Origin of the sequence: Acutalibacter sp. LFL-21 (genome assembly GCF_025630755.1) — a bacterium.
GTDB lineage: Bacteria > Bacillota > Clostridia > Oscillospirales > Acutalibacteraceae > Acutalibacter > Acutalibacter stercoravium.
Genome location: NZ_JAOTNT010000020.1, coordinates 1 through 6,386, shown reverse-complemented (window position 1 = coordinate 6,386; position 6,386 = coordinate 1). Strand labels below are relative to the sequence as shown.

Annotated in this window: 8 protein-coding genes; 7 read left to right on the top strand and 1 reads right to left on the bottom strand. The window is 51.3% G+C overall.

The features are described 5' to 3' along the window. A partial coding sequence (locus ODJ80_RS13780; protein WP_263042534.1) for a helix-turn-helix domain-containing protein occupies window positions 1-353 on the bottom strand: 353 nt, incomplete at its 3' end. Window positions 354-588: 235 nt separating this feature from the next. On the opposite strand from ODJ80_RS13780, the gene ODJ80_RS13775 reads away from it, so the two are divergent. From ODJ80_RS13775 to ODJ80_RS13745, 7 genes are all read left to right on the top strand, one after another. Then, on the top strand, window positions 589-1,209 hold the full coding sequence (locus ODJ80_RS13775; RefSeq protein ID WP_263042533.1) for a CHC2 zinc finger domain-containing protein: 621 nt from the start codon (window positions 589-591) through the stop codon (window positions 1,207-1,209). Then, window positions 1,184-2,557 carry a DNA primase family protein gene (locus ODJ80_RS13770; protein WP_263042532.1) on the top strand — a complete coding sequence of 458 codons (1,374 nt, stop codon included), beginning with the start codon at window positions 1,184-1,186 and terminating at the stop codon, window positions 2,555-2,557. The genes ODJ80_RS13775 and ODJ80_RS13770 overlap by 26 nt, the downstream gene beginning before the upstream one ends. A gap of 439 nt (window positions 2,558-2,996) precedes the next feature. Beyond that, window positions 2,997-3,215, top strand: coding sequence for an LLM class flavin-dependent oxidoreductase (locus ODJ80_RS13765; protein WP_263042531.1), 219 nt, complete (start codon window positions 2,997-2,999; stop codon window positions 3,213-3,215). Between the two features lie 2 nt (window positions 3,216-3,217). Then, a complete protein-coding gene (gene mobV / locus ODJ80_RS13760) occupies window positions 3,218-4,198 on the top strand; it encodes a MobV family relaxase (RefSeq protein WP_263042530.1) in 981 nt (326 codons plus the stop codon). After that, on the top strand, window positions 4,188-4,373 hold the full coding sequence (locus ODJ80_RS13755; RefSeq protein ID WP_087288003.1) for a hypothetical protein: 186 nt from the start codon (window positions 4,188-4,190) through the stop codon (window positions 4,371-4,373). The genes mobV and ODJ80_RS13755 overlap by 11 nt, the downstream gene beginning before the upstream one ends. A 99-nt stretch (window positions 4,374-4,472) precedes the next feature. Continuing rightward, the gene (locus ODJ80_RS13750; protein ID WP_263042529.1) at window positions 4,473-5,525 is read left to right on the top strand and encodes a virulence RhuM family protein; all 1,053 of its coding nucleotides are present in this window, start codon (window positions 4,473-4,475) and stop codon (window positions 5,523-5,525) included. Window positions 5,526-5,573: 48 nt separating this feature from the next. Further along, window positions 5,574-6,386, top strand: an 813-nt coding sequence (locus ODJ80_RS13745) for a recombinase family protein (RefSeq protein WP_263042528.1), incomplete at its 3' end; no start/stop codon positions are given.

Below are 6,386 nucleotides of genomic sequence, written 5' to 3'. Positions count from 1 at the left end.
ACTTCTGCAAAGCGCGGACTTTCCAGCAGGCGGTTGACGATCTCCGCATTGGCTTTCCCAGTATACAGATTCCGCGCTGCCTGCACCGACAGGCCCAGTTCTTCAATATCAAAATTTGTTCGGTCGGGTGTATTGACCTCCCCCAGCAGGAAATCTGTGGAGACTTCAAACACTTTTGCAATGCGGAGCAAGTGTTCTGTGCTGATTTTATCGGTCTTGCCGCTGACAAACCGGCTGATGGCGCTCTCGGTGCTGCCGATGCGGGTCGCCAACTGTGCCTGGGTAATTTTATATTTCTTCATAAGCTCCTGCATCCGCTGCTGGATATTGCCGGGCAGATAGGCTCCCTCCATGTAACACGCACCTCTTTTCTGAAAACTCTCTACATTCATTATATCTTATAAAACCAGCGTGGGCAAATGCTTTCCGCTGGTCTCGCCGCTCTGAGGTCTTGCATTTTTGCAAGATTTCAGGGCGGCGTTTTTTCGTTTCTTGCACTTTTAGCGGATTTTTCGGTCTATAGGCTTTTTTCCCGTATATTCAGGCAGACGGGCAGATACCGTCAATAAATTATGGAGGGCAAAGCCTATGAATTTGTTTGAAACTGTAAAATCTGCTGTCACTGTGAAGCAGGCCGCCGAGCACTACGGCTGCAAGGTCAACCGGGGCGACATGATCTGCTGCCCCTTCCACGATGACCTGCACCCCAGCATGAAGCTGAACAGGGATTATTTCTACTGCTTTGGCTGCGGGGCCACCGGGGACGTGATTGACTTTGTGGCGCGGCTATTCGGCCTGAGCAGCTACGAGGCCGCAAAGAAGCTAGCCTATGACTTCGGCATCGACCCGGACAAGCCCCCGGCAGCCGTGGCACTGAAAAAGCCCTATCCGCTGGCGCGGGCCTTCCGCAACGATGAGATGCACTGTCAGCGGGTGCTGTGCGATTATCTGCATCTGCTGGAACACTGGAAAATCAAGTACGCCCCACAGTTGCCGGAGGAAAATCCAGACGATCGCTTTGTGGAGGCGTGTCATATGATCGAGTATGTAGATCATTTGTTGGACGTGCTCATGTTTGCGGAACTGGAGCAGCGCGTGAAGGCGGTGGATATGCTCCTGAAGGACGGAACCATCGCCGCGCTGGAGCAGCGGCTGAAACGTCTGGAAAAGGAGGTGCAGCACCGTGGCGAAGAACAAGCAATCGCCTGAGGTCAACCAGCCTGTCTGGTTTGACGGCAAGAGCATCAACGAAGCCCTGTTTTGTGATGATTTTCTCGGCAGACACAAGATCATCTACACAAACGGGGCTTTTTTCACGCCCGATGGCCGTGTGACCGATGAACTGCCGCTGCGTGGAGAAATTTTTGAGGAACTGAAATGCTGTGCGGTCAGCAATATCCCCCGCAAAATCAGCAACATTGTGGAGTTGATGAAGTTGGCGGCGCTGGTGGCGGATTTTCCGCCAGAGACTGACCGCATCCATCTGGCGAACGGAACACTGTTCCTTGACGGCAACTTCGTAGAGGGCAAGCCGGAGATCGTTCGCAACCGTCTGCCGATAGCCTACAATCCCAACGCCCCTGCGCCTGCCCGCTGGCTGACATTTTTAGATGGGCTGCTTTACCCGGAGGACATTCCCACTTTGCAGGAATATATCGGCTACTGCCTGATCCCCAGCAACAAAGGCCAGCGGATGATGGTTATCAAAGGCAGCGGCGGCGAGGGCAAGAGCCAGATCGGCGCGATGCTGTCCGCCTTGTTCGGCAGCAATATGAAAGATGGCAGCATCGGCAAAATTTCCGAGAACCGTTTCGTCCGCGCTGATCTGGAACACATTCTGCTGTGTGTCGATGACGATATGCGGATGGAGGCGCTGCGGCAGACCAACTACGTTAAATCCATCGTCACCGCGCAGGGTAAGATGGATTTGGAGCGCAAGGGCAAGCAGAGTTATCAGGGGTGGATGTCTTCCCGCTTGCTGGCATTCAGCAACGGCGACTTGCAGGCCCTCTTTGACCGAAGCGACGGCTTCTATCGGCGGCAGTTGATTTTGACCACCAAAGAGAAACCTGTTGACCGCGTGGATGATCCCGACCTTTCCGAAAAGATGAAGGCAGAAATCGAGGGCATATTCCTCTGGGCCTTTGCGGGACTGCAGCGGCTGGTGGCAAACAACTTCAAGTTCACCGAAAGCCAGCGCACCAAAGAGAACCGGGAGGCCGTTAAGCGGGACAACAACAATGTGTTTGACTTTCTGGAATCCGAGGGCTACATCCGGCTGAAAGCGGATGCGTCCATCAGCTCAAAGGATTGCTACGACATTTACCGGATGTGGTGCGAGGAAAACAGTCTGACTGCACTCAAACGCCGCAGCTTCAGCGATGCGCTGATGGCAGCCTGCGGCAAGTACAATCTGGAACACTGCAACACGATCACCAATTCGGCAGGACGCCGGGTATGGGGCTTTATGGGTATTGAGGCAGTGGCAAGGCCGCATATAAACGAGTTTACGGACGCTTCACAGTGTACGTACGTACCGGAAGACTGGCGGGATTGATTTCCACTCTGGTCGCCGGTACGTATGTATGCAGCGATTAACCCTATTACCTCATAATATTGCAGAAACGCTTCATGGGGTTAAAGTGGTCGTGCCCATTTTGGGAGCAACCAAAATAGACAGGAAACACTGCGATTTTGCAGGTAGATTTCGAAGCAATCACAAAACAGCGAAATACTTCTTTATTATCCGCATACAGTTCGCCGTATAGCGGCTCACGGAACAGAGTACAGGTTGCATCGTTTCGTGGCAATACAATCCGAACAGTGAAAAGCCCCACATTTCCGTGAAGTCGAATATTCCGTTGTTGACCAACGATACGCAGGAATCCATTTCTATCGCAAAACAGCAACTATAACAATTTTATCATCCTATGAAGCCGGTACGCTGTCCAGTGCAGCCGGTTCTTTTTATGGGCAAGAAAATTTGGAGGATTCCCATGAAATCAAATATCAGAAACGAAATCAAGGCGCAGATCATCCGCGCCGGTTACACCATGCAGGAAGTCGTTGACCAGCTGCACGATGAATATGGGTGGAGCGACAGCGTATCCAATCTTTCCGGGAAATTGCAGCGGGAATCGCTTCGGTATCGGGAAGCTGTGGAGCTGGCCGACGTGCTGGGATATGACATTGTCTGGCAGAAAGGGAGGGATTGAGCATGGAAAAAGCACAATACGCGATTATGCGATTTGCCAAATATAAGGGGCCTGAAATCGGCAATATCGAGGCCCATAACGAGCGCACAAAGGAAAAGTACGCCAGTAATCCCGATGTGGATACCAGCCGAAGCAAGTACAACTTCCATCTGGTCAAACCGCCCGGCAAGTACCGGGCCGAGTCAGAGAGGCAAATTGCCGCTGCCGGATGCCGTACCCGGAAAGACAGTATCCGTATGATCGAGACGCTGTTCACAGCCAGCCCGGAGTTTTTCAAAGGAAAAAAACGGGCGGAGATTCGGGTGTTCTTCGAGGAAGCTCTGCGCTTTCTGGAGCAGCATCAATCCAAAGAGACAATTATATCCGCTGTGGTGCATATGGACGAGAAAACGCCCCATATGCACCTTTGTTTTGTCCCGCTGACGGAGGATGGCAGGCTCAGTGCCAAAGACATTATGGGCAACAAAACGAAGCTGACCTGGTGGCAGGATGAGTTTTGGAAACACATGGTCAAGAAATTCCCGGATTTGGAGCGTGGCGAGAGCGCCAGCCAGACCGGGCGCGACCACATCCCGCCCCGCGTGTTCAAGGAGATGACCCGGCTGACCAAACAGAAGGACGAGCTGGAGGATCTGCTCACTGGAATCAATCCCTTCAACGCAAAAAGCCGGGCGGAGGAAATCTGCAAAATTCTGGGCACCTATATTCCCAGCGTGGAGAAGATGGACACGTTGCTGCGGAAATATGGCGTGGCTTTTACGAAAACAACATCCGAAAACAAAAAGCTGAAAACGAAAAATGCTGAACTGGAAGAATCTCTTGCGTCGGTGCAGAAGGTCAGCACATTAAAGCAGATCGAAGACCTCAAGCTGCGGCGCGACTATGATAGTGCCGTGTCGATTTTGGAGCAGATACCGCCGGAAGTATTGGAACTTTATAAACACCCGCACAAAAAAGAAAGGGAAACTGCCTATGATCGATGAATGGAGCGGTTTTGCAGACCTGCTGGCCAACCTGATTGAGAAATACGCTTCGGAGTTAGATGTCGAGAACCTGCCCGCTCCGGCGGTTCCGCTTGAGGACCAGGACGGCGCGGCAGCAGATAAAAAAGAATCTGTTTTCAAGCCGGAAGCAGTTGCAGGCAAAATTGCTGCATGATATAATATACGTGATATAAGAGTCCAAACAAGAGAGCAACGGCCATTTTCTTCGCTCTCTTGAAACATAGAAAATATAATCGGATAGGAGCGTGAACAAATGGCGGGAGATAAGAACAGACCGGATCAGAGCCAGGGCGAGATTGTAATTTATCAGGCCGAAGATGGGCTCACAAAGGTAGAGTGCCGGTTTGTAGACGAGACTGTTTGGCTGACGCAGCAGCAGATGGCGGAATTGTTCCACACGTCCAGAAGCAACATTGTGGAGCATATCGGCCACATCTATGAAGAAGGCGAATTGGATGAGGTTTCAACCTGTCGGAAATTCCGACAGGTTCGAATGGAGGGCAACCGGCAAGTAACCAGAGAGTTGCCTTTCTATAATCTGGATATGATCATTTCTTTGGGGTACAGGGTAAAATCCTTGATTGCCACCCAGTTTCGCCGGTGGGCCACGGAACGCCTGAAAGAGTATATGATCAAGGGCTTCACGATGGACGATGAGCGCCTGAAAAATTTGGGCGGTGGCAACTATTGGCGCGAACTGCTGGAACGGATTCGGGACATTCGTTCTTCGGAAAAAGTGATGTATCGTCAGGTGTTGGACTTGTACGCTACCAGTGTGGACTATAACCCCAGAAGCGCGGAATCTGTTGCGTTTTTCAAAATGGTGCAGAACAAGCTTCATTATGCAGCGCATGGACATACGGCTGCGGAAGTGATCTATGAGCGGGCCGATGCAGATAAGCCGTTTATGGGACTTACCGCTTTTTCGGGCGACTTCCCCACGGCAAAAGATATTGGGATTGCCAAGAATTATTTGTCAGAGGAAGAACTTCGGGTTCTGAATCAGATGGTATCCGGTTATTTTGACTTTGCCGAGGTACAGGCCATCCGTCACCGGCCTATGTATATGAGCGATTATGTGGAGCAGCTGGACAATATTCTTCGGGCAACCGGTGAAGAAGTACTGACCCATGCAGGGAAAATCAGTCATGCACAGGCGATGGAAAAAGCAAAAGCGGAATATAAACGCTATCAGGCACAAACTCTTTCCCCTGTGGAGGAAGAATATCTGAAGACCATTAAGCAGCTGGGAAAAACGGCCAAGACAGAGGCGGAAAAGCAGGATGATTCTTCTGACCCAAGTTAAGAACGACCAATCCAATTTTTCGATTCGCACCACATGAGGAAGATTACGATGCAGAAAGAGAAGATAAAAGTTTACACCTACACCAGAGTCTCCACCGCTATGCAGGTGGACGGATACTCGCTGGATGCGCAGAAGGCCAAAATGAAGGCATATGCCGACTACAATGATTATGAGATTGTCGGTGAATATGAGGATGCGGGAAAGTCCGGCAAGTCTATCGAAGGCCGGGCGCAATTCAGCCAGATGATGGAGGACATCAAATCCGGTAAGGATGGCGTGTCCTATGTTCTGGTGTTCAAATTGTCCCGGTTTGGCAGAAACGCGGCGGACGTGCTCTCTTCCCTTCAGGTCATGCAGGATTTTGGCGTCAACCTGGTGTGTGTGGAGGATGGCATTGATTCTTCCAAGGACGCGGGCAAATTGATGATCTCTGTCCTGTCTGCCGTGGCGGAGATTGAGCGTGAAAATATCCGTGTCCAAACCATGGAGGGCCGCATCCAAAAAGCAAGGGAGGGCCGCTGGAACGGCGGTTTTTCCCCCTATGGGTATCAGCTGGTGGACGGGATGCTAGTTATCAATGAGGAAGAAGCGGAGGCGATCCGTGTCATCTATGACCAGTATGTTCACACGGACATTGGCGCAAATGGCATCGCAAAGTATCTGGAAAACCATGGTATCCGCAAGATTCCTCGGCAGAATGGGAAAAATCCCCTGTTTGACGCACACCTGATCCGACTGATTCTGAAAAATCCGGTGTACTGCGGCAAGATTGCCTATGGACGCCGCAAAACGGAAAAAGTGCGCGGCACAAGGAACGAGTATAAGCTGGTTGAGCAGGACAACTACCTGCTGGCAGAAGGA

Excerpts from the sequence above, each read along its gene's own strand:
- ODJ80_RS13755 (WP_087288003.1), top strand. The coding sequence starts at position 4,188 with ATGATCGATGAATGGAGCGGTTTTGCAGACCTGCTGGCCAACCTGATT.
- ODJ80_RS13750 (WP_263042529.1), top strand. The coding sequence starts at position 4,473 with ATGGCGGGAGATAAGAACAGACCGGATCAGAGCCAGGGCGAGATTGTA.
- mobV (WP_263042530.1), top strand. The coding sequence starts at position 3,218 with ATGGAAAAAGCACAATACGCGATTATGCGATTTGCCAAATATAAGGGG.
- ODJ80_RS13775 (WP_263042533.1), top strand. The coding sequence starts at position 589 with ATGAATTTGTTTGAAACTGTAAAATCTGCTGTCACTGTGAAGCAGGCC.
- ODJ80_RS13765 (WP_263042531.1), top strand. The coding sequence starts at position 2,997 with ATGAAATCAAATATCAGAAACGAAATCAAGGCGCAGATCATCCGCGCC.